General features: G+C 75.0%; 16 protein-coding genes. 8 read left to right on the plus strand and 8 right to left on the minus strand.

The genetic code is table 11. The annotated features are described in order from the left end of the window. Positions 1–359: 359 nt before the first annotated feature. The 6 genes from glgB to glgX form a co-directional block, all read right to left on the minus strand. A complete protein-coding gene (glgB, locus tag QRT04_RS16370) occupies positions 360–2,540 on the minus strand; it encodes a 1,4-alpha-glucan branching protein GlgB (protein WP_289456746.1) in 2,181 nt (726 codons plus the stop codon). An 85-nt stretch (positions 2,541–2,625) separates the two neighbouring features. Then, positions 2,626–4,152 (minus strand): aminoglycoside phosphotransferase, encoded by a 1,527-nt coding sequence (locus QRT04_RS16375; protein WP_289456747.1) that lies wholly within the window; start codon positions 4,150–4,152, stop codon positions 2,626–2,628. Beyond that, positions 4,149–5,921 carry a maltose alpha-D-glucosyltransferase gene (treS, locus tag QRT04_RS16380; RefSeq protein WP_407653662.1) on the minus strand — a complete coding sequence of 591 codons (1,773 nt, stop codon included), beginning with the start codon at positions 5,919–5,921 and terminating at the stop codon, positions 4,149–4,151. Before treS ends, QRT04_RS16375 begins: the two co-directional genes overlap by 4 nt. An 8-nt stretch (positions 5,922–5,929) precedes the next feature. Beyond that, positions 5,930–7,909 carry an alpha-1,4-glucan--maltose-1-phosphate maltosyltransferase gene (locus QRT04_RS16385; protein WP_289456949.1) on the minus strand — a complete coding sequence of 660 codons (1,980 nt, stop codon included), beginning with the start codon at positions 7,907–7,909 and terminating at the stop codon, positions 5,930–5,932. 354 nt (positions 7,910–8,263) lie between these two features. Then, entirely contained in the window at positions 8,264–9,922 is a 1,659-nt protein-coding gene (locus QRT04_RS16390; RefSeq protein ID WP_289456750.1) for an FAD-binding dehydrogenase, read from the minus strand. A gap of 58 nt (positions 9,923–9,980) precedes the next feature. Next, entirely contained in the window at positions 9,981–12,188 is a 2,208-nt protein-coding gene (gene glgX / locus QRT04_RS16395; protein WP_289456751.1) for a glycogen debranching protein GlgX, read from the minus strand. A 90-nt stretch (positions 12,189–12,278) separates the two neighbouring features. Here glgX and QRT04_RS16400 point away from each other — a divergent pair, with 90 nt between their 5' ends. Next, the gene (locus QRT04_RS16400; RefSeq protein WP_289456752.1) at positions 12,279–13,061 is read left to right on the plus strand and encodes an electron transfer flavoprotein subunit beta/FixA family protein; all 783 of its coding nucleotides are present in this window, start codon (positions 12,279–12,281) and stop codon (positions 13,059–13,061) included. A 17-nt stretch (positions 13,062–13,078) separates the two neighbouring features. Next, positions 13,079–14,053 carry an electron transfer flavoprotein subunit alpha/FixB family protein gene (locus QRT04_RS16405; protein ID WP_289456753.1) on the plus strand — a complete coding sequence of 325 codons (975 nt, stop codon included), beginning with the start codon at positions 13,079–13,081 and terminating at the stop codon, positions 14,051–14,053. Between the two features lie 42 nt (positions 14,054–14,095). Here the strand turns inward: QRT04_RS16405 and QRT04_RS16410 are convergent, their stop codons facing one another. Further along, positions 14,096–15,631 carry a glycosyltransferase family 39 protein gene (locus tag QRT04_RS16410; protein ID WP_289456754.1) on the minus strand — a complete coding sequence of 512 codons (1,536 nt, stop codon included), beginning with the start codon at positions 15,629–15,631 and terminating at the stop codon, positions 14,096–14,098. A gap of 29 nt (positions 15,632–15,660) precedes the next feature. Beyond that, entirely contained in the window at positions 15,661–16,650 is a 990-nt protein-coding gene (locus QRT04_RS16415; RefSeq protein WP_289456755.1) for a phosphotransferase family protein, read from the minus strand. Positions 16,651–16,809: 159 nt separating this feature from the next. Here QRT04_RS16415 and QRT04_RS16420 point away from each other — a divergent pair, with 159 nt between their 5' ends. The 6 genes from QRT04_RS16420 (at position 16,810) to QRT04_RS16445 (ending at position 24,401) form a co-directional block, all read left to right on the plus strand. After that, positions 16,810–18,015: a cysteine desulfurase family protein gene (locus QRT04_RS16420; RefSeq protein ID WP_289456756.1), complete on the plus strand. Its 1,206-nt coding sequence runs from the start codon at positions 16,810–16,812 to the stop codon at positions 18,013–18,015. Then, positions 18,015–19,112 carry a tRNA 2-thiouridine(34) synthase MnmA gene (gene mnmA / locus QRT04_RS16425; RefSeq protein ID WP_289456757.1) on the plus strand — a complete coding sequence of 366 codons (1,098 nt, stop codon included), beginning with the start codon at positions 18,015–18,017 and terminating at the stop codon, positions 19,110–19,112. Before QRT04_RS16420 ends, mnmA begins: the two co-directional genes overlap by 1 nt. After that, positions 19,109–20,158, plus strand: coding sequence for a uroporphyrinogen decarboxylase/cobalamine-independent methonine synthase family protein (locus tag QRT04_RS16430; RefSeq protein ID WP_326522479.1), 1,050 nt, complete (start codon positions 19,109–19,111; stop codon positions 20,156–20,158). Before mnmA ends, QRT04_RS16430 begins: the two co-directional genes overlap by 4 nt. Before the next feature lie 14 nt (positions 20,159–20,172). Continuing rightward, positions 20,173–20,667: a hypothetical protein gene (locus QRT04_RS16435; protein ID WP_289456759.1), complete on the plus strand. Its 495-nt coding sequence runs from the start codon at positions 20,173–20,175 to the stop codon at positions 20,665–20,667. 87 nt (positions 20,668–20,754) lie between these two features. Further along, complete coding sequence (gene ligA, locus QRT04_RS16440; protein ID WP_289456762.1) at positions 20,755–23,133, plus strand: NAD-dependent DNA ligase LigA; 2,379 nt, start codon at positions 20,755–20,757, stop codon at positions 23,131–23,133. Then, positions 23,130–24,401, plus strand: coding sequence for a GNAT family N-acetyltransferase (locus tag QRT04_RS16445; protein ID WP_289456764.1), 1,272 nt, complete (start codon positions 23,130–23,132; stop codon positions 24,399–24,401). The genes ligA and QRT04_RS16445 overlap by 4 nt, the downstream gene beginning before the upstream one ends. Positions 24,402–24,412: the final 11 nt, after the last annotated feature.

A 24,412-nucleotide genomic window follows, 5' to 3' on the forward strand; every position in this document is an offset into this window, starting at 1 on the left:
CGGAAGCTAAGCCCTTCAGCGCCGATGGTACTGCACCCGCCAGGGTGTGGGAGAGTAGGACGCCGCCGAACACCCTTCAGAAAGAGCCACCCCACACCGGGGTGGCTCTTTCTGTTTCCCCGGGATTGTTGCCGGCGCTCGATCGGCGCGTCATTCGCCGGGCATGAAGTTGCGGCGAATGCCGCCGCGGCGTTCGATGCCACCTGATGCCGTGGCGCGTCGCCGGCACCGACGTACGCGAGTGCCTCGGCCGCGTTCCAGCGACTTCGTCGAGCGCGTTTCAGGTGGGTCAAGCCCCGGCGGTCCGATGATTTCCTGGGCGCGACATCGGCGCTGAGTCGGGGCGTTCTGGCGGGCGTTCAGTCGGCCAGGAAGATGACCGCACCGAGAGGCGGGATGCGGACGGACGCCGAGTACGGGCGGCCGTAGTGGGGCACGTCCTCGGCGTCGATGGCGCCGAGGTTGCCGACACCCGAGCCGCCGAACTCGACCGAGTCGGAGTTGTAGATCTCGCGCCATCGGCCGCCGCGCGGGAGGGCGAGGCGATAGCCCTCGTGCGGGACGCCGGCGAAGTTGACCACCACCGCCACGGGGGGGACGTGCTCGCCCTTCCGGATGTACGCGAGGGTGTTGCGGAACGCGTCGTCGGAGTCGATCCACTCGAAGCCGTCGGGGGTGTTGTCGAGCTGCCAGAGAGCGGGGTTGGCCCGGTAGACGCGGTTGAGCTCGCGCATCGCGTTCTGGACGCCGCGGTGGCCGTCGTCCTCGAGGTTCCACCAGTCGATGGAACGCGACTCCGCCCACTCGTCGCGCTGGGCGAACTCCGAGCCCATGAAGAGGAGCTGCTTGCCGGGGTGCGTCCACATGTAGGCCAGCAGCGCGCGCACGCCGGCGAGCTTCTGCCAGTGGTCGCCCGGCATGCGCCCGTAGACGGAGCCCTTGCCGTGGACGACCTCGTCGTGGCTGATCGGCAGGACGTAGTGCTCCGAGTACGCGTAGACCATCGAGAAGGTGATCTCGCCGTGGTGGTACCGGCGGTGGATCGGCTGCTCCTGCAGGTAGCGGAGCGTGTCGTTCATCCAGCCCATGTTCCACTTGAGCCCGAACCCGAGCCCGCCACCGTCGGTGGGCGCGGTGACGCCGGGCCACGCTGTGGACTCCTCGGCGATCATCATGATGCCGGGGGTGCGCTTGTAGGCGGTGGCGTTGGCCTCCTGGAGGAATGCGATCGCATCGAGGTTCTCGCGGCCGCCGTACTTGTTGGGGCGCCATTGGCCGGCCTGCCGCGAGTAGTCGAGGTAGAGCATCGAGGCGACGGCGTCGACGCGCAGGCCGTCGACATGGAAGTCCTCGAGCCAGTACGTCGCGTTCGCGACGAGGAAGTTCCGCACCTCGGCGCGGCCGAAGTTGAAGATGTAGGTGCCCCAGTCGGGCTGCTCGCCGAGCAGGGGGTCGGGGTGCTCGTAGAGCGGCGTGCCGTCGAACCGCGCGAGCGCCCAGTCGTCCTTGGGGAAGTGGCCCGGCACCCAGTCGACGATGACGCCGACGCCGGCGCGGTGGAGCGTGTCGACCAGGTAGCGGAAGTCGTCCGGGTGGCCGAACCGGCTCGTCGGGGCGAAGTAGGACGTGACCTGGTAGCCCCACGAGCCGCCGAACGGATGCTCCGCGACGGGCAGGAACTCGACGTGGGTGAAGCCGAGGTCGACCACGTACTCGGTCAGCTGCTCCGCGAGCTCGCGGTAGGACAGGCCCTGGCGCCACGAGCCGAGGTGGACCTCGTAGACGGACACCGGGCCGGTGTGCGGGTCGCGGCCGCGGCGTTGCGTCATCCAGTCGTCGTCGCTCCACGTGAACGACGACTCGACGACGACGGACGCGGTCGCGGGCGGGATCTCGGTCGCGCGGGCCATGGGGTCCGCCTTCTGGCGCCAGCCGCCGTCCTGGCCGAGCAGCTCGAACTTGTAGCGGGCGCCCGCGTCGACACCGGGGACGAACAGCTCCCAGACGCCGCTGTCGCCGAGCGAGCGCATCGCGTGCGTGGCGCCCTGCCAGTAGTTGAAGTCGCCGACGACGCGGACGGCGCGCGCGTTGGGCGCCCAGACGGCGAACGCCGTGCCGCGCGCGTCGCCGAAGACGCTCGGGTAGGTGTGGAGGTTGGCGCCGAGCACGGTCCAGAGCTGCTCGTGCCGCCCTTCGCGGATGAGGTGGCGGTCGAGCTCCTGGACGGTCGGGAGGTAGCGGTACGGGTCGTCGACGACCGCAGGCGTGCCGCCGTACGTGACCTCGATGCGGTAGTCCGGAACGGTGTCCGTGTCGAGCAGCGCGACCCAGATGCCGTCCTGCTCGTGCGTCGCCTCGATGCGGCCGTCCGACGTCACGACGACGACCTTCTCGGCCAGCGGCTTCAGCGTGCGGACCGTCAGGCCGCCGTCGGCGAGGTGGGGGCCCAGGATCCCGTGCGGGTCGTACCACGCACCGTGAGCGACGGCGGCGAGCACCGAGCTGTCGACGGGGACCGGGGAGAGGGCGGCGTCGGTCATGGTCCTACCCAACCACCGTCGGTGCGTTGCCGCAGATGGTGGCGCCGGGAGGGTTCGACGAAGTGCCGGCCGACCCGCGTCGGGATCAGGACCGGGCGGCGAGGAGGCGGTCGAGGCCGGCGAGAGGGATCGGGAGCCAGTCGGGGCGGTTGCGCGCCTCGTAGACGGACTCGTACAGCGCCTTGTCGAGCTCGAGCGCGGTGAGGAGCAGGCTCGTCGCGTCGGGGCTCAGGTCGTCGGTGGCGGACTGCGCGTAGCCGGCGCGGAGGGCGGCACGGGCCGGTGCGGTCCAGGCGTCGGCGTCGGCGTCTCGCAGACCCCCCACCGCGGCTGCGTAGTCGATCGAGCGGAGGATGCCGGCGACGTCGCGGAGCGCGAGGTCCGGTCGCGTGCGGAGCTCGAGCGGGGCGGCGGGCTCGCCCTCGAAGTCGAGGACGTACCAGCGGTCCGGCGAGCGGAGGACCTGGCCCAGGTGCAGGTCGCCGTGGACGCGCTGCCGCGGCGGTACCCCGGGCAGCGCGCGCACGGCTCCGAGGACGGCTGCCACGCCGTCCGCGTACCCCGCGAGGCGCGGGAGTGCCGCCGTGGCCCAGGCGAAGCGGTCGGCGATCGACGCGGCGACGTCGGCGGGGCTCGCCGGCGTGACGGGGTACGCCTCGCGCAGGGCGGCGTGCAGCCCCGCGACCGTCGCGCCGAGCTCGAACGTCAGGTCGGCGAACGGCCGACCCGTCCGGGCCAGGTCGCAGGCGAGCTCGAAGCCGTCGGCGGCGCCGGGGACGAACTCGGCGAGCACGCCGAGATGGCCGTGCCGGTCGGTCGCGCGCGACACGGCGGCGTCGGCGGACGCGCGCGGCACGGTGTGGGCTGGGGAGGTGGCAGGCGTGGCCGCGTCGACCGAGGCGGCGGGGATGCCTTCCGGGAAGGTGGCCGGTGCCGAGGTGTCGGGGGAGGGGGCGCGGGGCGAGGCGGGGGAGGACCAGTCGCCCTCGAGCCAGGCGATCGGCGCGGGGACGTTCGGCCAGCCGAGCGCGGCGAGCCGGCGGGGGACGTCGATGTCGGGGTTGTCACCCGGGGCGAGCGTGCGGAGCACCTTGAGCATCGCGGTCGGCGCAGCGCCGGGGGCGGCCGCGAGCAGCACCGAGGTGTTCGACTGCTCACCCGTGATCGCGCGGGCGGTCGCCGGGTCGACGTCGAGCGACACCCCGGGGGTGCGTTCGGCGGTGTCGAGCCACGCCGCCACGAACCGGGGATGGGCCGCGCCGTCGACGACCGCACGCCCGCCGTCGCGGGCGAGGACCGCGATCGTGCCGGGGGCGTCGATCCCGGCTCCACGCGGTGCGACCACGACCGGCACCTGCAGGAGGTGCTCGGCGAGGTCGCGTCGGGCGCGGACGAGCAGCACGCGGACGGCGCCCTCGGCGGGCGGCGTGCCGGCGACCTCGCGCGCATCGGCCTCGGGCTCGTCGTCGAGGTGCAGTGCCTCGGTGACCGTCAGCTCGACCCCCGTCGCGCCCTTGAGCGGGAACCAGCGCCGCACGGCGAGCCACTCCGTCAGGGACCGCAGCAGGAGGACGTCGAGCTCGTCGGCGGGCCGTCGCACGAGCCGGCTCATACCACCGCACCCGTGTCCGGCTCGAGCGGCCCGACCTCGATCCAGTAGAAGTCGCGCGAGCCGAGCGTGAACCGGGCGATGCCGTCGGCGCCCACCTCGCCGAGCGGTGCGCCGCCGAACACGTCACGCAGCGGGCGGCCCGCCAGGTCGGGGACCGTGACGGCGCCCGCACGCGCGGTCGACGCGAGGTTGGCGACGACGAGCAGCGTCTCGTCACCTGCCGTCCGCGTGAAGGCGAGGACCGCCTCGTTGTCGCACGGGACGATCGTGAGGTCGCCGAGGCCGAGCGCCGGGTGGGCGCGACGGACCGCGAGCATGCCGTGGACCCAGTGCAGGAGCGACGTGGGCTGCGCGAGCTGCGCCTCGACGTTCGTGTGGCCGTAGTGGTGCACGAGCGACTGCACGAGGGGCAGGTAGAGCTTGCCGGGGTCGGCCGTCGAGAAGCCCGCGTTGCGGTCGGGCGTCCACTGCATCGGCGTGCGCACCGCGTCGCGGTCGGGCAGCCAGATGTTGTCGCCCATGCCGATCTCGTCGCCGTAGTACAGGCACGGGCTGCCGGGCAGGGACAGCAGCAACGCGTGCGCGAGCTCGATCTCCTTGCGGCTGTTGTCGAGCAGCGGTGCGAGGCGTCGGCGGATGCCGACGTTGGCACGCATGCGGGAGTCCGGCGCGTACCACCCGTACATCGACGCGCGCTCCTCGGTGGAGACCATCTCGAGCGTCAGCTCGTCGTGGTTGCGCAGGAACGTCGACCACTGGGCGCCGCGGGGGATCGCCGGGGTGTCGGCCATGATGTCGACGATCTGCGTGGCGCGCTGGTCGCGGATCGCGAAGAAGATGCGCGGCATCACGGGGAAGTGGAAGCACATGTGGCACTCGGGCTCGTCCTCGGTGCCGAAGTAGGCGACGACGTCCTCGGGCCACTGGTTGGCCTCGGCGAGCATGATGCGACCCGGGAACTCCTCGTCGATCATGCGCCGCACCGTGCGCAGGAACGCGTGGGTCTCGGGCAGGTTCTCGCAGTTGGTGCCCTCGGCCTCGAACAGGTACGGCACCGCGTCGAGGCGGAACCCGTCGACGCCCGCGCGCAGCCAGAACCGGGCCACGTCGAGCATCGCCTCGACGACGCGCGGGTTCTCGAAGTTGAGGTCCGGCTGGTGGCTGAAGAAGCGGTGCCAGAAGTACTGGCGGCGCACGGGGTCGAACGTCCAGTTGGACGTCTCGGTGTCGACGAAGATGATGCGCGCGTCGGGGTAGCGCGTGTTGTCGTCCGACCACACGTAGAAGTCGCCGTACGGGCCCTCGGGGTCGGAGCGCGACGCCTGGAACCACGGGTGCTGGTCGCTCGAGTGGTTCATGACGAGGTCGACGATGATGCGCATGCCGCGCGCGTGCGCCGCGGTGACGAGCTCGGTGAAGTCCGCCATCGTGCCGTACTGCGCCGCGATCGCCGTGTAGTCGGCGACGTCGTAGCCGCCGTCACGCATCGGGCTCGGGTAGAACGGCGGCAGCCAGATGCAGTCGACGCCGAGCCACTGCAGGTAGTCGAGCCGGTCCACGAGGCCCCGGAGGTCGCCGGTCCCCGCGCCCGACGAGTCGGAGAACGAGCGGAGCATGACCTCGTAGAACACCGCGGTGCGGTACCAGTCGGGGTCGTCCGACAGGCCCGAGCCCTCGACGCCCGGCACGTGCGGCTGCCGGCCGACGGGCAGGCCGGTGAGCGCGAGCTGCGCCGTGCTCGGCGGGGGCTCGCGACGGACGGACGGGATCGCGGTCGTCACGCACCTCCGACGTGGACGACGTGCGCGACCCGGTACCACGGGTCGAGCCGCACGTAGGCCTGCTGACCCCACGCGTACGTCTCGTCCGACAGGACGTCGCGCACGAGGGTGGTGCGGGACGGGTCGAGGCCGAGGCTCGAGAGGTCGACGACGCCCTCGCGGGCGTTCTCGGTGTCGAGGTTCACGACGACCGCCACCGTGTCGGCGACGCCCGTCGGGGAGTGCTCGGCGTCGAGGTGCTTGGCGAACGCCACCAGCGAGTCGTCGGTGGTCGGCAGCACGTGCAGGTTGCGCAACTGGCGCAGCGCGGGATGCGCCGCGCGGATCTCGTTGAGCCGGCGCAGCAGCGTCGCGATGCCGAGCGGCTCGGCGTCGACCCAGTCGCGCGGCTTGAACTCGTACTTCTCGTTGTCGATCTGCTCCTCGACACCCGGCCGCGGCACGTTCTCGACGAGCTCGTAGCCCGAGTAGATGCCCCATGTCGGCGAGCCGAGCGCGGCGAGCACCGCGCGCACCGCGAACCCGCGCACGCCCGTGGCCTGCAGGTACGGCGGCAGGATGTCGTGCGTCGTCGGCCAGAAGCTCGGCCGCATCCAGGAACCCTGCTCGCCCGAGACCTCCTGGAGGTACTCCTCGAGCTCGTCCTTGGTGTTGCGCCACGTGAAGTACGTGTACGACTGGTGGAAGCCCACCTTGGCGAGCGTCTGCATCATTGCCGGCCGCGTGAACGCCTCCGACAGGAACACGACGTCCGGGTGGGACGCGCGGACGTCGGCGAGCAGGCGCGCCCAGAAGTCGAGCGGCTTGGTGTGCGGGTTGTCGACGCGGAACGCCGTGACGCCGTGGTCGATCCACACCTGCAGCACGCGGCGGATCTCGTGCTCGATGCCGACCGGGTCGTTGTCGAAGTTCAGCGGGTAGATGTCCTGGTACTTCTTCGGCGGGTTCTCGGCGTAGGCGATCGAGCCGTCGGCGCGCGTGGTGAACCACTCCGGGTGCTCGCGCACCCAGGGGTGGTCGGGGCTGCACTGGAGCGCGACGTCGAGCGCGACCTCGAGCCCGAGCTCGCGCGCGCGGGCGACGAAGTAGTCGAAGTCGTCGAACGTGCCGAGGCTCGGCTCGATCGCGTCGTGGCCGCCCGCCTCCGAGCCGATGGCGTACGGCGAGCCCGGGTCGTCGGGATGCGCGTCGAGCGAGTTGTTGCGGCCCTTCTTGAAGGTGCTGCCGATGGGGTGGATCGGCGTCAGGTACACCACGTCGAAGCCGAGGCCCGCGATGCGGGGCAGCGCCTCGGCGGCGGTGCGCAGCGTGCCGGACACCCAGGTGCCCGTCTCGGGGTCGAGGTGCGCGCCGTGGCTGCGCGGGAAGATCTCGTACCACGCGCCGGCCAGCGCGAGCGGGCGGTCGACGACGAGCGGGTAGGTGGGGCTGCTCGTGACGAGGTCACGCAGCGGGTGCCGGGTGAGCGCGTCCCGCACCTGCGGCGACAGCCCGGTCGCCAGCCGCGTCTGCGGGTCCGGGTCGGGGTCGCGGAGCGCGTGGGCCGCGTCGGCGAGCGTCTGCGCGTCCTGCGCCGAGAGGTCCGGCTGCCGCGCGGCGCGGTCGAGCACGAGCGCGCCCTCGGTGAGCATCAGCTCGACGTCGACACCCGCCGCGACCTTGATCGCAGCGTCGTGCGACCACGTCCCGTACGGGTCGGACCAGCCCTCGACGCGGAAGCCCCAGCGCCCCTCGCGGTCCGGGACGAGGCGCGCCTCCAGGCGGTCCAGCCCGGGAGCGATGTCGACCATCCGGGCCCACGCGTGGTCGCGGCCGTCGGGGTCCACGAGGACCGCGGTCGCGGCGACGGCGTCGTGACCCTCGCGGAACACCGTGGCGCGGACCGGGACGGCCTCGCCGACGACCGCCTTGGCCGGGAAGCGGCCCTCCTCGGCGACGGGGGACACGTCGACGACGGGGATGCGGCCGATCGCCACCGGGACCGCGTGGGGGGCGGGGGCCGGTGCGGCCTCGGCGGGCTTCGCGGCTGCGGGCGTCGCGGCGGGCGCCGGTTCCGCGGCTGCTGACGGCCCCTGCGGCGTCGCCGCGGCCGGCGTCGCGGGGCTCGGGACGGGGGCGGTGGTCCGGGCGTCCGGGGAGCCGGACCCGGCGGCAGGCACGGTGCGGGGGCGCCGGCCGCCGCCACGTCGTGCCGGGGGAGTCGTCACGTCCCCGAACCTAGCCGCAGGTCCGGGCACCGGGCATCTGCAGCGACCCCGCGTCGGCCGTCCCGCGCGGGCGCAGGCGGTGCCCGGGGCGTCTCGCGGGGGAGGGCGCCGGGTGGACCGGCGTCAGTCGAGCGTCTCGACGAGCGCGCGCCCGGCGGTGCGGCCGCTGAACAGGCAGCCGCCGAGGAACGTGCCCTCGAGCGCGCGGTGGCCGTGCACGCCGCCGCCGCCGAACCCTGCGGCCTCGCCGACCGCCCACAGGCCGGGCAACACCTCGCCGTCGGGTCGCAGGGCGCGGCCCTCGAGATCGGTGTGCAGGCCGCCGAGCGTCTTGCGCGTCAGCACCGAGAGGCGCACCGCGAGCAGCGGCCCGTGCTCCGGGTCGAGCAGGCGGTGGGGCTTGGCGACGCGGATCGCCTTGTCGACGACGTACCGACGGGCCATCGCCGTCGCGGTGACCTGGAGGTCCTTGCCGAGCCCCGTCGCGACCTGCGCGTCGCGCTCGCGGATCGTGTGCTCGAGCGCACCGGCGTCGATGCGACCCTCGCCCGTCAGCGCGTTCATCCCCGCCGCCAGCTCGGCAGGCGTGTCGGCCCAGACGAACTCGGGCGAGCGCTTCGCGAACGTCTCGACCGGCCCGACGGCGCCGGGGAGCACGCGCTGCAGCAGCAGCGGGACGTCGCGGCCCGTCAGGTCGGGGTTCTGCTCCGAGCCCGAGAGGGCGAACTCGGCGCCCATGATCGTCTTGTCGAGCACGAACCAGGAGTGGTCGTCGCCGCGGCGCGTGATGTGCTGCAGCGCGCCGTGGCAGTCGAAGCCGGGGAACAGCGGCACGGGCAGGCGGTGGCCGTCGGCGTCGAGCCACAGCGAGCTCGGCCCGGGCAGGATGCGGATGCCGTGGTTCGGCCACACCGGCGAGTGGTCGGCGACGCCTTCGGGGTAGTGCCACATGCGGTCCTCGTGCACGACGGCCGCGCCCGCGGTCCGGGCCGCCTCGATGCCCGAGCCGTCGACGTGTGCCGGCACGCCCGAGAGCATGCGGTCGGGCAGGCGGCCCGCCGACGCCGGCCAGAGCTCGCGGACCAGCTCGTGGTTGCCGCCGATGCCGCCGGTCGCCACGACGACCGCGTCGGCGCGCTCCTCGAAGGAGCCGGCGACCTCACGCGAGGTGGCCTCGGCGCGCGGCGCGTCGTCGGGGGCCAGGACGTCGCCGCGCACTCCCGTGACGCGCCCGTCCGTCGTCACGAGCGACGTGACGCGGTGCCGGAACCGGACCTCGACGAGCCCAGCGGCCCGGGCGTCGAGCAGCGCGCGCACGAACGGCTCGAGCACGCCCGGGCCCGTGCCCCACGTGATGTGGAAGCGCGGGACCGAGTTGCCGTGGCCGTCGGCGAGGTAGCCGCCGCGCTCGGTCCACTGGACGAGGGGGAACCACCGGACGCCGAGTCCGTGCAGCCACGGCCGCAGCTCGCCCGCGGCGAAGTCGACGAAGCCCTCGGCCCACGCGCGGCCCCAGCGGTCGGAGCCGTCGTCGGAGAACTGCGCCGAGCCGAGCCAGTCGGCGAGCGCGAGCTCGGCGCTGTCGCGCACACCGAGGCGGCGCTGCTCGGGGGTGTCGACGAGGAACAGGCCGCCGAACGACCAGTAGGCCTGGCCGCCCAGCGAGCGGCGGTTCTCGGCGTCCAGCAGCAGGACCCGGCGGCCGGCGGCGGTGAGCTCGGCGGTCGCGACGAGGCCCGCGAGCCCCGCACCGACCACCACGACGTCGTGGCGGTTCGTCATGCGCGGCACCCTACCGCTGCTGGACGCGCGTCCAGGTGGCGACGGGCGTCGCGGCGCGTCACGGCTGGACGTAGATCCGCATGCTCAGCGGCTCGACGACGGTCGTGGTCCCGGGCGCGGCGTGCAGGGTCCCCGCGATCGCGGCGGCGCGCTCCTCGCGCGGGTGCTCCCAGACCGAGTCCCACGCGAGCCGCCAGGCGCCGCCCTCGTCGGGCGCGAGGGTCACGTCGACCTCCGACAGGGCGCCGTTGACGACGAGCAGCACGGCGTCGACGTCAGGGGGCGGGGCCGTGCGCACCATCTGGAACGTCCGCACCGACGCGTCGTGCCAGCGTGCGTGGTCGAACGGCGCGCCGGCGGCGTCGTACCACGCGAGGTCGGCACGCAGGCCCGCGCGCGGCGGTCGGCCGGTGTAGAACCGCGTGCTCCGCAGCGCCGGACGCTCGCGCCGCAGGGTCAGCAGCCACCGAGCCGTCGAGAGCAGGTCGTGCCGCCAGCCGGTCGTGTCCCAGCTGAGCCACGACAGCTCGGTGTCCTGGCAGTACGCGTTGTTGTTGCCGCGCTGCGTGCGGCCGAGCTCGTCGCCGGCCGTGATCATCGGCGTGCCCGCTGCCAGCACCAGGCTGGCGAACAGGTTGCGGATCGAGCGCCGCCGCAGCGGCGCGATGTCGGCCGCCGGGGAGTCCGGCTCGACCGGGCCCTCGACGCCGTGGTTCCACGAGCGGTTGTCGTCGCTGCCGTCGCGGTTGTGCTCGCCGTTGGCGAGGTTGTGCTTGTGGTCGTACGCGACCAGGTCCGCGAGCGTGAAGCCGTCGTGCGCCGTCACGAAGTTGATCGACGCCACGGTGCCGCGGGCGAGCGGCGGGTCGCCGTGGCCGAAGAGGTCGACGCTGCCCGACAGGCGGGTCGCGAGGTCGCGCACGCGATGGCCGGGCAGGCCCTGCGCGGCGCGTGCGGGGTCGGCGAGCCAGAACGAGCGGACCGCATTCCGAAACCGGTCGTTCCACTCCGCGAACGGCGGCGGGAACTGGCCGGTGCGCCACCCGCCGGGCCCGACGTCCCACGGCTCGGCCACCAGCTTGAGCCCGTGCAGGGCCGGGTCCGTCGTCATGGCGACGAGCACCGGGTGGTCGGACGTGAACCCGACCGCGTCCCGGCCGAGCGTGACGGCCAGGTCGAAGCGGTAGCCGTCGACGCCGACCACCTCGGCCCAGTGGCGCAGCGAGTCGAGCGTCATCCGCACGACCTCGGCACGGCGGAAGTCCAGCGTGTTGCCGGTTCCCGTCACGTCCGCGAGGCGCGCCGGGACGCCGCCGTCGTGCGCGTAGTAGTGCGTGCTGTCGAGGCCGCGCCACGACAGGTGCTGGCCCGGCAGGCCGCCCTCCGCGGTGTGGTTGTAGACGACGTCGAGCAGCACCTCGATGCCCGCCTCGTGCAGCGCGTGCACGGCCGTGCGCAGCTCGGTGAGCACCGCGGCCGGCCCGGCAGCCTGTGCGGCCTTCGTGGCGTACGCCGCGTGCGGCGCGAAGAAGCCCAACGTCGAGTAGCCCCAGTAGTTCGTCAGGCCCTTGGCGACGAGGTGCGGCTCGGTCGTCGACGCGTGGATCGGCAGGAGCTCGAGGGCCGTGACGCCGAGCCCTAGCAGGTGGTCGACGACCGACGGGTGCGCGAGGCCCGCGTAGGTGCCGCGCAGCTCGTCGGGCACGTCCGGGTGCAGCATCGTCAGACCGCGCACGTGCGCCTCGTACACGACCGTGCGGGACCACGGCACCCACGGCCGGTTCGCCGCCGGGTCGGGGCCGGGCAGGTCACGCAGGTCGACGACCACGGAGTGCGGCACGTGGGCCGCGGAGTCGCGGCGGTCCGCCGCGCCGTACGGGTCGCCCACGAGCTTCTCGTCGACGACGTGGCCGTACGTCTCGGGCCCGTAGCCGAGCTCGCCCAGCAGGCCGAGCGCGTAGGGGTCCACGAGGAGCTTGGCGGGGTTGTAGCGCAGGCCGTTCGTCGGGTCCCACGCGCCGTGCGCGCGGAAGCCGTACCGCTGGCCGGCCCGGACGCCGGGGACCGACGCGAACCACACGCCGTGCACGGGCCCCTGCATCATGACGCGGCGCTCGGTGCGGTAGCCGTCGGGGCCGTCGAGCAGGCACAGCTCGACCGCGGCCGCGTGCGGCGCGAGGACCGCCGCCTCGATGCCCTCGTCCGTGACGTGGACGCCGAGCCGCGGCGGGCGGCGGCGGGCGGCGGTCGGGGTCACGGGCCTCATTGTGCGCGATCGGGCTCCGCCGTCGGAGGGCGGTCCCGTCAGGCGAACCGTTCGGCGGGCGGCCCGCCGGCAGCCGGTAACGTTCCGCGGGTGAGGATCGTGGTGTGCGTGAAGCACGTGCCGGACATCCAGTCGGAGCGGGCCCTCGGGCCGGACCACCGCGTCGTGCGCGACGGCGGGGACGGCACGCTCAACGAGCTCGACGAGAACGCGCTCGAGGCGGCGCTGACGCTCGTCGAGGCCGCGGGCGAGGGCTCGGTGACGGCCCTGACGGTGGGCCCCGACGACGCGGTCGACGCGGTCCGCAAGGGCCTGCAGATGGGCGCGGACGAGGCGGTCCACGTGGTCGACGACGCGATCGCCGGGTCGGACGCGATCGGCACCGCGCGTGTGCTCGCGGCCGCGATCCGCCACCTCGGCGGCGCCGACCTGGTCGTGACGGGCATGGCGGGTCTCGACGGGCTGACCTCGCTGCTGCCGACCGCGCTCGCCGAGCTGCTCGACGCCGCCGCGCTGCCGCTGGCCGCGGAGGTGACCGTCGACGGCGCGACCGTGCGCGTGCGTCGCAACCTCGACCACGCGACCGAGGTGCTCGAGGCCGAGCTGCCTGCGGTCGTGTCGGTGACGGACCAGGCCAACGAGCCGCGTTACCCCAACTTCAAGGGGATCATGGCGGCCAAGAAGAAGCCGGTGACCACCCTGACGCTCGCGGACCTGGGCCTCGACGCGGCCGAGGTCGGCGCCGCGGGTTCCCGGACCGAGGTGCTCGACGCCGCCGCCCGGCCCGCCCGCGACGACCGCGTGCTCATCAACGACACGGGTGACGCGGGCGTGCGGCTCGCGGCGTTCCTTCTCGACAACCAGCTCGTCTGATCCCGGAAGGCCGACCCGTGAGCGTCCTCGTCCTGCTCGACCACACGCCCGACGGCGCGCTGCGCGCCCCGGTCCGGGAGCTCCTCACGCTCGCGCGCGACATCGCGGGCGCCGACGTCCACGCCGCGTGGCCCGCGAGCGGCGCCGAGCCGACGGAGGAGACCGTCGCCGAGCTCGGCGCGATGGGCGTCGGGCACGTGCACCGGCTCGTCGCCGACGCCGACCTGCGCCTCTCGGCCGTCGTCGCGACGGGGCTGGCGTCGCTCGTCGGCGCGATCGGCGCCGACCTGGTGCTGGCGCTGTCGACGTTCGAGAACAAGGAGGTCGCCGCGCGGCTCGCGGTGGCGACCGGCGCGGGCGTCGTCACGGACGCCGACGCCCTGACCGTCGAGGACGGCCGCTACGTCGCGGGCAAGACGGTGTTCGCCGGGACCTGGACGACGCGCTGCGCCGTCACGACGCCGCTCGCGATCGTGCTGGTCAAGGCGAACTCGGTGGTCGCGTACCCGGCCGAGGACGCGGTACCCGTCGCGATCGACGACCACGCGTTCCAGGCCGACGACGCCGCGCGCCGCGTGCGGCTCGTCGAGCGCACCGAGCGCCCTGCGAGCGGGCGGCCCGACCTCGCGAGCGCGCACGTCGTCGTCGCCGGCGGCCGCGGCACCGAGGGCGACTTCTCGGCGGTCGAGGAGCTGGCCGACGTGCTGGGAGCCGCCGTGGGCGCGACCCGCGTCGCCACCGACGAGGGCTGGATCGGCCACGACGCGCAGATCGGCCAGACGGGCGTCACGATCTCGCCGCGCCTGTACATCGGTGCCGGCATCTCCGGTGCGGTCCACCACCGCGGCGGCATGCAGGCGTCCGGCACGATCGTGGCGATCAACTCGGACCCCGACGCGCCGATCTTCGAGATCGCCGACTTCGGCGTGGTGGGCGACCTGTTCCAGGTGCTGCCGCAGGCCGCCGCGGAGCTGCGGGCGCGCAAGGGCTGAGCACCCGGGCGTCCGCGGTCAGCGGGGGTCAGCGGGGCTGTGTCACGGCCGCGGCGTGGCGGCGTCGTCCGCGTCGCGGTCGCCGTCCGACGCGCGCACCGCGGCCGAGGTCGGAGCGCTCGGGTCGACGAAGACCTCGACGCCGCGCGTGTCGACCGCCAGCCGGCGGCCCTCCATGATCGCCGTGATCGTCGAGCCGGAGAACCCGTCGCCCGGGCCCCCGCGCGCGATGATCGTCGCGACGCCCGCCGCGAAGTAGCTCGTCGCCTTCTTCTGGAACGCGACGTTCTCCCACCGCTCGACGGGCGCGCCGCCCGCCGTCCGGTCGCCCTCGTCGAAGGACTGGCCCGACAGGTCGACGGGGAGCTCGCAGCCCTCGTCGAGGTCGCGCGACAGGACGCCCGCGAGCGCGAGCGCACCGGGCGAGTCGGCCTGGACGCACCCCTCCGCGGGCAGCGCGGCACTCACCTGGGCGAGCGGGAACGGACGGGTCGGTGGCTGGCTCGCGACAGCTCCGGCGGCCACGACGAGCACCGCGCACGTCGCGACCGCCACGGGCGCCCGGACCTCCGCGCGGACCGTCGACACCCCGGCCGCGACGACGAGCACGACGGCCGCCGTCGCGAACGCCGCGTAGTGCTGCAGGAACGAGGGCGACGCGAGCAGCACCGCGACCTGCACGCCCAGCAGCACGACCCAGAACCGGCCGCGACGCCGGCGCCAGGCCGCGACCGCCGCCGCGACGACGGCCGCGAGCACGAGGGCCAGCACCGGGCCGCGCGGCCCCGGCAGGGGCGAGGTGTCGAGACCGAGCACGTGGACCATGCGCCAGCCGAGGCCCTCGACGTACCGCGGCCGCGAGAGCTGGTCGCGCAGCACGAGGCGGAACATGCGGTCGGGTGCGGCCAGGGCGAACGGCCCGGCCACGAGGAGGGCGGCGCCGGCCGCACCGCCGGACACGCGCGCGGCGACCCGCGGTCCGCGCGACCACGCCTGCCACGCGACCACCACCACGAGCGGCACGACGCCCCAGATCTTGACGAGGCTGCCCAGCCCGAGCACCGCTCCGCCGAGCCACAGCAGCGACGCACGGTCCTGCTCGCGCGCCTTGACGAGCAGCAGCACGCCGCCGAGCAGCGTCAGCGTGCCCCACGGCTCGAGGAGCGTGGTGCGCTCGGCGTACGCGGCGCTCGACGCGAGGGCGTACAGCACGCCGCCGACGACCGACGCCGCGACGCCCCACCGGCGCGCGAGCCGCATGACGAGGAGCGCGTTGACCGCGCCGACCAGGATGACGCCGATCCGCGCGGCGACGAACCCGTCGGCGTCACCGAAGAGCCGTCCGACCACAGCGAACGGCGAGAGCGCGAGCACGACGCCCGGCGGGTGCACCAGCGTGAAGTCGCGGTAGGGCATCCGGCCGTGCACGAACGCCGCGGCGGCGGAGTAGTACACGCCGTCGTCGTACCCGTGCAGCGCGCGCACGCCGACCCAGCCGCCCACCAGCCGCCACCTGACGGCGACGGCGAGCAGCGCGACGAGCACGGGCGCGCCACGCCCACGGATGAATGCCCCCACGGGACAAGCGTAACCAGCGCGCGCGCAGGTCAGGCGAGGTCGCGGAGCCACCTCAGGGTCGCCACGGCCTGGGCGGCCTGGAAGCTGCGCAGGTTCGGGATGCCGCGCGGGGCCGGCTGCTGCGAGCTCCACGCGAAGTAGCCCGCGAGGCCGGCGAGCCCGGCCAGCAGGTCGGCCTCCGGCACGTCGCGCGAGATGCTCTGCGCGGCGAACAGCGTGGCCGGGTCGCCGCCGCCCTGGAGCGCGACGCTCGGCAGCATGAACGCGAGGTCGAGCCAGGGCGCGCCGACGCCGGCGTGCGGCCAGTCGATGAGCCACACGCGACGCTCGTCGGGGTCGACCAGCACGTTGTCGGCGCGCAGGTCGCCGTGCACGAGCACGTCACCGTCCAGGACGCGCGGCGCGTCGGACTCCCAGGCGAGCAGGTCGTCGAGCCGGTCGTCGGCCCACGCGCCGAGGCTGCCGCCCAGGCTCGCGAGCCGGTGCCGATCGGCGACCTCGAGCGCCGCGAGCCGGGCCCAGCCGGTGAACTCGTCGGCGAGGAGGTCCGCGGTCCGCGGAAGGGCGTGGCCGTCCGCCAGGGGCGCGGTCGCCACGGTGGCCACCGCGTCGAGCACGGCCTCGAGCACCTGGGGGCGCCACGGCAGCTCGGGGGAGCGGCCGTGCGCGACCTCGAAGCCGAGCAGCACCCAGTCGCCGTCGTCGGACCACCAGAGCAGGCGCGGCGCGCTGACCTGGGGCGGGAGCGCCGCCGCCACGCGGATCTCGGCGCGCGCGAGCTCGGGCGACACGGAATTCTGCTCGGCGGAGACGGCCTTGACGAAGACCCCGCGCCCGTCGGCGAGCTCGAGGACCGCCGCGAAGCCGGGGCTGAACCCGCTCGTGGCGCTGATCTCGGCCGTGACCTGGGCGCCCGCGAGCTCGGTGATGCGGGTGCGGACGTGCCGGGGGAGGTCGCGCCAGTCGAGCCGCTGGCCGCTGAAGGCAAGCGGAAGCGCGATGACCTCGTCGGCACTCACGCGCACATCCTGCCAGCCGGGGGCGCCCGCGCGGAGCGCGTATCGGGGACGATCCGGGCTGATCCGGGCTGATCCGGGCGACATGAGGCGGAGGTCACGTGCGTGATCGGCGCCCGACGCCGGGCCGGGACAGGGCGACGACGTTCGTAGACTGCTGCGGTGACCGCGTACCTCGACCATGCGGCGACCACGCCCATGCTCCCCGGTGCGGTGCGCGTGCTCACCGAGCAGCTCAGCCGCACCGGCAACCCGTCGTCGCTGCACGCCGCGGGGCGGGCCGCGCGACGCGTGGTCGAGGAGTCCCGTGAGCGGCTCGCCGCGTCGCTCGGCGCCCGGCCGAGCGAGGTCGTCTGGACCGCCGGGGGCACCGAGGCCGACAACCTCGCGCTCAAGGGCCTGTTCTGGGCGCGCCGCACGCAGGACCCGGGCCGCCTGCGGGTCGTCGTCTCCGCCGTCGAGCACCATGCCGTGCTCGACCCGGCGTTCTGGCTCGCGGAGCACGCGGGCGCGGAGCTCGTGCTGCTGCCGGTCGACGGCTCCGGCGTGGTCGACGTGGACGCGCTCCGCGACGAGCTCGCGACGAACGGCGACCGCGTGGCGCTGGTGTCGGTGATGTGGGCGAACAACGAGGTCGGCACGCTCCAGCCGCTCGACGACGTCGTCGGCCTCGCGCGCCGGTACGGCGTGCCCGTGCACGCGGACGCGGTGCAGGCCGTCGGCCAGGTGCCTGTCGACTTCGCACGGTCCGGCCTGGACGCGCTGACGGTCTCCGGGCACAAGCTCGGCGGCCCCGGCAACGTCGGCGCGCTGCTCGCGCGGCGCGGCCTCGAGCTCACGCCCGTGCTGCACGGCGGCGGCCAGGAGCGCGGCGTCCGGTCGGGCACGCTCGACGCGCCCGTGCTCGCGTCGGTCGCGGAGGCGGTCGTCGAGGCGACGGGCGCCCGTGACCGGACAGCCGCGCGGGTCGCCGCGCTGCGCGACGACCTCGTCACGCGCGTGCGCGCCGCCGTGCCCGACGCGGTGCTGCGCGGGCCGGCCGACGCCTCGACCGGGGGTGCGGCCGACGCGGCGCACCGCCTGCCGAACAACGCGCACTTCACGTTCCCCGGCTGCGAGGGCGACTCGCTGCTCTACCTGCTCGACTCCGCGGGCGTCGAGGCGTCCACCGGGTCGGCCTGCCAGGCGGGCGTGCCGCGGCCGAGCCACGTGCTGCTCGCGATGGGCGTCGACGAGGTCGACGCGCGCGGTGCGCTCCGCTTCTCGCTCGGTCACACGTCGAGCGCCGCCGACGTGGACGCGCTCGTCGAGGCGCTGCCGGGCGTCGTCGAGCGCGCGCGGGCCGCCGGCCTGGCGGTGGTGCGCTGATGCGCGTGCTCGCGGCGCTGTCCGGCGGGGTCGACTCGGCCGTCGCGGCCGCGCGCGCGGTCGACGCGGGCCACGACGTGGTCGGCGTCCACATGGCGCTGTCCCGCACGCGCGACCAGTTCCGGACCGGCTCGCGCGGGTGCTGCTCGATCGAGGACGCGGGGGACGCGCGCCGTGCCGCCGACGTGCTCGGCATCCCGTACTACGTGTGGGACCTGTCGGAGCGGTTCGAGGAGACGGTGGTCGCCGACTTCCTCGCGGAGTACGAGGCGGGCCGGACGCCGAACCCGTGCGTCCGCTGCAACGAGCACATCAAGTTCGCGGCGCTGCTCGACAAGGCGGTGGCGCTCGGCTTCGACGCGGTCTGCACCGGTCACTACGCGCGGATCGAGACGGCCGCCGACGGGTCGCGCGAGCTGCACCGCGCGCGGGACGCCGCCAAGGACCAGTCGTACGTGCTCGCCGTGATGGGGCCCGAGCGGCTCGCGCGGTCGATGTTCCCGCTCGGCGACGTCGCGTCGAAGTCGCAGACGCGAGCCGAGGCAGCGGCGCGCGGCCTGTCGATCTCGGCCAAGCCGGACTCGTACGACATCTGCTTCGTCGCCGACGGCGACACGCCGGGCTTCCTGCGCGACCGGCTCGGCTCCCGGCCGGGCGACGTCGTGGACACCGACGGCACGGTGGTCGGCACGCACGACGGCGCGTACGCGTACACGGTGGGGCAGCGGCGCGGGCTCGCGCTCGGACGGCCCGCCGCCGACGGGAAGCCCCGGTACGTGCTGGCGATCGAGCCGGTGAGCAACCGTGTGGTCGTCGGCCCGGCGGACGAGCTCGCGGTCGACGAGCTGCTCGGCGGCGACGTCGTCTGGTTCGGCGCGCCGCCCGCGGGCGAGGTGGCGTGCGAGGTGCAGGTCCGCGCCCACGGCGCGCCGGCCGCGGCCCGCGCCCGCGTCGAGGACGGCGCCGTCGTGGCCCGGGTCGACGGCGGGTTGCGGGGCGTCGCGGCGGGCCAGTCGCTCGTCCTGTACGCCGGCACTCGCGTGCTCGGGCAGGCGACGGTGACGGGCACGCGCCGGCTCTCGGGCGTCGCGTCGTGACGGACGCTGCGGACGACCGGCGGTCGCGCGTGCCCGCGGTCACCGGCGCCGGTGGGTGGCCCGGGCTCGACGCGCTCGAGGCAGCGAGCGTCGTCGTGGGCGACCTCACGAGCATGCCGTCCGAGGTCGACGGGCTGCCGTTCGCGCCGCTCCTGCCGGCGCGCGGGCCGTGGGGCGACCGGCTGGGCCGGACCGTCGCGCGGCTCGAGGAGCTGCCCGCCGAGCTGGGCCCGCACGGCTGGAGGCTCGCGGACCGGCCCGGCGGCGACCTGGCGCGCGCCCGCGCGTACGGCCGCGAGGACCTGGACGCGCTCGCGGTCGCGGCCCACGGGTACGACGGACCGCTCGTGCTCAGCGCGCTCGGGCCGGTGAGCCTGGCAGCGTCGGTGTACCTCGCGCGGGGTGACCGCGCGCTCGGCGACGCGGGTGCGGTCCGCGAGCTGGCGGCGTCGCTCGCCGCCGGGCTCGTCGAGGAGCTGGCTGCGGTACGCCGGGCCGTGCCCGGCGCCCGGCCGACGGTGCTGCTGCACGAGCCGCTGCTCGCACCCGCGGTGGCCGGCATGCTGCCGTCGTTCTCCGGGTACGCGCGGCTTCGTTCGGTGCCCGCGCCGGTCGCGGCGGAGCGGATCTCGGCCGTGGCCACCGCGGTGCGCGGCGCGGGTGCGCGGGTCGTCGCGCACGGCGGGGCGTCGTGGGCGTCGCTCGCGGCGCTGCGCGACGCGCACCTGGACGGCGTCGCGCTCGAGACCGCCGGGCTGGGCGAGCAGGGTTGGGAACGCGTGGCCGAGGCGGTCGAGGGCGGGCACGCGTTCTGGGCGCAGCTGCCGCCGCAGGCGTCGTCGCAGTGCGCGGGACCCGACGTCGTCGGCCAGGCGGACGCGCTGACGCGACCCTGGCGCTCGGTCGGGCTACCCGTGGCAGGGCTGAACGACGTCGTGCTCGTCGCGGGCGACCCGCCGGCGGGCTCCGGGCCGGACGGCGCCCGGGCCGCGCTCGCGGGGCTCGTGCGGGCCGCGCAGGTCGTGGCCGAGCGGGCGGCGCAGTGAACGAGGGGCAGGGCGTGGACGAGGGGCAGGGCGTGGACGAGGGGCAGGGCGTGGACGAGCGGAGGCACGTGGACGAGGTGAGCGGGGCGTCGGAGCCGGTCGGCAGCCTCGGTGCGTCGGGGGCCGGTGCGCCGAACGTGCGACGCGCGCTCGCGCTGCTGGTGTCGTCGTTCCTGGCGCTCGTCGGGATCGTGATGGTCGCCGGGGTGTACGTCGGGCTCGTCGCGTCGACGTCGCGCGCGACGGCGGACGCCGACGTGCCGTGCCTCGCCGCGTTCTCCGCCGGTACCGACGGCGCGCACGTGGGGTACGAGCTCGCGCCGCCGCGCGCGGTGTGCACGTGGTCGCCGTCGGGCGGGTCGCAGGAGCGGGTCGACGTGGCGCAGGGCTCCGGCGCGCTGCTCGGGGTCGGGCTCGGTCTCGCGGGCGTGGGTGTCGCGGGGGTCGTGGTCGTGCTGGTCGCCGGGCGCAGGGGCGCCGCGACGGGTTCCTCCACGTCGGCGGACTGACGCGCGCGCTCGCGGCGGTCGGTGACCGTTCGGGCGGCGCTGCGGACGCGGCGGGTCGATGTCGGTGGTCGTTGCCATGATGGGCGGGTGACCGACGCCGCCGCCGACGCCCACGAGATCCCCGCCGAGGCTCGCCACCGGTGGGAGGAGCTGGCCGAGAGCATCCGCGCCGACCAGTTCGCCTACTACGTGCGGGACGCGCCGTCGTCGTCCGACGCGGAGTACGACGCGCGCATGCGCGAGCTGCAGGCGCTCGAGCAGGAGCACCCGGGCCTGCGGACGCCCGACTCGCCGACCCAGGTGGTGGGCGGCACGTTCTCGACCGAGTTCACCTCGGTCGCGCACGTCGAGCGGATGCTCTCGCTCGACAACGCGTTCTCCGACGAGGACGTGGCGGCGTGGGCGGACCGGGTGCGGCGCGACCTCGACCAGCCCGACGCGTCGGTGCACTACCTGTGCGAGCTCAAGATCGACGGTCTCGCGATCGCGCTCCTGTACGAGCGGGGCCGGCTCGTGCGCGCCGCGACGCGCGGCGACGGCCGCACGGGAGAGGACGTCACGCTGAACGTCCGGACCATCAGCACGATCCCGCAGCGGCTCGGCGGCGACCCCGCGACGCACCCGGAGCTCATCGAGATCCGCGGCGAGGTGTTCCTGCCCGTCGAGGCGTTCCGCGAGCTCAACGAGGGCCAGGTCGCCGCGGGCAAGGCGCCGTTCGCCAACCCCCGCAACGCGGCGGCGGGCTCGCTGCGGCAGAAGGACCCGCGCGTCACGGCGAGCCGCCCGCTGCGCATGTACGCGCACGGCATCGGCGCGCTGCGCTGGGGCGACGCCGACGGCACCGGCATCGAGCGTCAGTCGCAGGTGTACGACCTGCTGGCCGGCTGGGGCGTGCCGGTCTCGAGCCACACGCGGGTGGTCGCGGGCCTCGACGGGGTGCGCGAGATGATCGCGTACTACGGCGAGCACCGGCACGACGTCGAGCACGAGATCGACGGCATCGTCGTCAAGGTCGACGAGATCGCGCTGCAGCGCCGGCTCGGTGCGACGAGCCGTGCCCCGCGCTGGGCGATCGCGTACAAGTACCCGCCGGAGGAGGTGAACACCCGCCTCCTCGCCATCGAGGTCGGCATCGGGCGGACCGGCCGGGCGACGCCGTTCGCGGTCATGGAGCCCGTGTTCGTCTCCGGCAGCACGGTGCGCCAGGCGACGCTGCACAACCAGGAGGTCGTCAAGGCGAAGGGCGTCCGCATCGGCGACATGGTGGTGCTGCGCAAGGCCGGCGACGTGATCCCTGAGATCGTGGGGCCCGCCCCGGCGGCGCCCGACGACGACGTGCCGCGCGTGACGTGGCACATGCCGAAGGACTGCCCGGAGTGCGGGACCCCGCTGCGACCGATGCGCGAGGGCGACATCGACCTGCGTTGCCCCAACGCCCGCTCCTGTCCCGCCCAGGTGCGCGGCCGGCTCGAGCACATCGGGTCGCGCGGCGGCCTCGACGTCGAGGCGCTCGGCGAGGTCACGGCCGCGGCGCTGACGCAGCCCGAGGTGCCCGCGGACCCGCCCGTGCCCACCGAGGCGTTCCTGTTCGACCTCGTCGGATACCCGCCTGAGGCGAGCGCCGACGAGCGCGAGCGCGTGCGTGCGCGCAGCCTCGAGCTGCTCGCGCAGGTCGAGGTCGTGGTCCGCGACCCCGAGACCGGCCTCCCGCGCGAGGACGACGACGGCGTCGTGCGCACGCGCACGCCGTTCCGGCGGCAGCTCAAGCACACCCGCGCGGCGCTCAAGGCCGCTGCCGACGCCGGGACGGCGCTGCCCGACTGGCAGGCGTCGGAGGCGGCGCGGACGCTGCTCGACGAGCTCGACGCCGCCAAGACGAAGGACCTCTGGCGCGTGCTGGTGTCGCTCAGCATCCGCAACGTCGGCCCGACCGCCGCCCGCGCGCTGGCCACCGAGTTCGGCTCGATGGCCGACCTGCGCGCGCTGCTCGACGACCGTGACGCCGCGCTCGCGCGGCTGTCCCAGGTCGACGGGATCGGGCCGGTGATCGCGGAGTCGATCGTGGACTGGTTCACCGGGCCCGAGTCCGACTGGCACCGCGAGATCGTGGACCGGTGGGCGGCCGCGGGCGTCGCGATGCGCGACGAGCGCGACGAGTCCGCGCCACGCACGCTCGAGGGGCTCACGGTCGTGGTGACGGGCAGCCTCGAGCGGTTCAGCCGTGACGAGGCGAAGGAGGCGATCCTGAGCCGCGGTGGCAAGGCGGCGGGGAGCGTCTCGAAGAACACCGACTTCGTGGTGGTGGGCGAGAACGCGGGGTCGAAGGAGACGAAGGCGCACGAGCTCGGCCTGCGGATCCTCGACGAGGCGGGGTTCGTCGCGCTGCTCGGCGGCGGTGCGGCCGCGGTGGGCGACGCGGGTGCTGCGGGCGAGCCGGCGGCGGACGAGCCGGGCGACCCCGCGTGAGCCGCGCCCCGCACACCGGGGTGGTGGTCCGCGTCGCGACGGGGGACGAGATCGCCGACGCGGGCGCCGTCACGGCGGCGGCGTATGCGGCCGACCGCCTGCTCGCACCCGACGACGACTATGCCGACGAGCTGCGCGACGCCGCGGCCAGGGCACGCGACGCGACGCTGCTCGTGGCCGTGCTGCCAGGCGACGAGCGCGACGGCGAGGTCGTCGTCGGCACGATCACGGTGGCCGCGTACGGCTCGCCGTACGCCGAGGTCGCGCTGCCCGGTGAGCACGAGGTCCGGATGCTCGCCGTCGCGCCCGAGGCACGGCGGCACGGCGTCGCCGACGCGCTGATGTTCGCCGCGCTCCGCGAGGCCGTCGCTGCCGGTGCGGAGCGCGTGGTGCTCTCGACGCTCGACGCCATGCACGCGGCGCACCAGCTCTACGGACGGCTCGGGTTCGTCGCCGAGCCCGAGCGGGACTGGACGCCGGGCCGGGACAAGCGCCTGCGCGTGCAGGCGTGGACGCGGCCCGACGCGCCGGGCGCGGCGGTCGAGGTGGCGACGTGGCCGCCGGCGAGCGAGCTCGACGTCGACGGGTGGCGGGTCGGGCTGTCGGGCGGCGTCACGCGGCGCGCCAACTCCGTGGTCCCGCTCCGCGCGCCCGCCGACGCCGAGGACGCGATCGAGCGGGTCGAGGCCGCCTATGCGTCCCACGGGCAGCCGTCGGTGTTCCGCGTCGACGGCGGCGCCCAGCCAGCGGGGCTCGACGCGCTGCTCGAGGAGCGCGGGTACCGGGTCGCCGCCGACACCGACGTGCTCGTCCGCGGCCTCGCGGGCGCGGCGGCGGCTGCGGGGCGGGACGGCGTGGCGATCGACGTCGCGGACGCGCCGGACGACGAGTGGCTCGCGCTCTGGTCGGGGAGCAAGGCCCCGCTGGCGGCGGGCGTCGGCGGCGTCGACGAGCAGTTCGTGGCGACCGTGCTGCAGGGCGCGCGGGCGCTGTACCTCACGGCGCGCGACGACGACGGGGCCGTGGGGGTCATCCGCGCGGCGCTCGAGGCCGACTGGGTCGGGCTGTCGTGCCTCGTCGTCGACCCGCGCGGCCGGCGGCGCGGCCTCGGTCGTGCGCTCACGCTGGCGGCCATGCGCGCGGCGGCCGGACGAGGCGCGACGCGGGCGTTCCTGCAGGTCGAGGTCGAGAACACGGCCGCGGCGACGCTGTACGCGCGGCTCGGCTTCCTGCCGGCCGCGCGGTACCACTACCGGCAGCGGCCCTGACGGCGGCCGCC

Source organism: Cellulomonas alba, assembly GCF_030362835.1.
In the GTDB taxonomy this organism is placed as follows: Bacteria; Actinomycetota; Actinomycetes; order Actinomycetales; family Cellulomonadaceae; genus Cellulomonas; species Cellulomonas alba.

Bases quoted from the DNA above. Each gene is read 5' to 3' on its own strand.
- glgB (WP_289456746.1), bottom strand. From the start codon at position 2,540: ATGACCGACGCCGCCCTCTCCCCGGTCCCCGTCGACAGCTCGGTGCTC.
- QRT04_RS16375 (WP_289456747.1), bottom strand. From the start codon at position 4,152: ATGAGCCGGCTCGTGCGACGGCCCGCCGACGAGCTCGACGTCCTCCTG.
- QRT04_RS16390 (WP_289456750.1), bottom strand. From the start codon at position 9,922: ATGACGAACCGCCACGACGTCGTGGTGGTCGGTGCGGGGCTCGCGGGC.
- glgX (WP_289456751.1), bottom strand. From the start codon at position 12,188: ATGAGGCCCGTGACCCCGACCGCCGCCCGCCGCCGCCCGCCGCGGCTC.
- mnmA (WP_289456757.1), top strand. From the start codon at position 18,015: ATGCGCGTGCTCGCGGCGCTGTCCGGCGGGGTCGACTCGGCCGTCGCG.